The sequence below is a fragment of the Paraburkholderia sp. SIMBA_027 genome, from assembly GCF_046535315.1.
GTDB lineage: Bacteria > Pseudomonadota > Gammaproteobacteria > Burkholderiales > Burkholderiaceae > Paraburkholderia > Paraburkholderia tropica.
Window position 1 is genome coordinate 1 of sequence record NZ_JAWRWY010000715.1, and the last position, 267, is coordinate 267.

The window sequence follows — 267 nt, forward strand, 5'->3', positions numbered from 1 at the left end:
CTTTATACGAAGAGGATAGGAAGAAACTTATAGTACCTGTATTATACTTTATTGGTGAAGATCTGCATAGGCTTTGTCCTGAAGCTGCTTGGAGGTTTGAAACCAATTGGTATTTTCATCCGGTTAATGAGCCAATTTTAGTTTATGAGGATCGTTCATATTCATTCTATGACTTAAATATTTTATTAGAAGAGAAACTTCTCAAAGGTAAGAATATAACATTTAAAAATATTTATAAAAGAGTTGAAGGGTATTATCTGAAGTATT

General features: G+C 30.3%; 1 protein-coding gene. It reads left to right on the forward strand.

Features of this window, described 5'->3' with window-relative positions:
* A partial coding sequence (locus SB764_RS40905) for a hypothetical protein (protein ID WP_410866886.1) occupies window positions 1–267 on the forward strand: 267 nt, incomplete at both ends.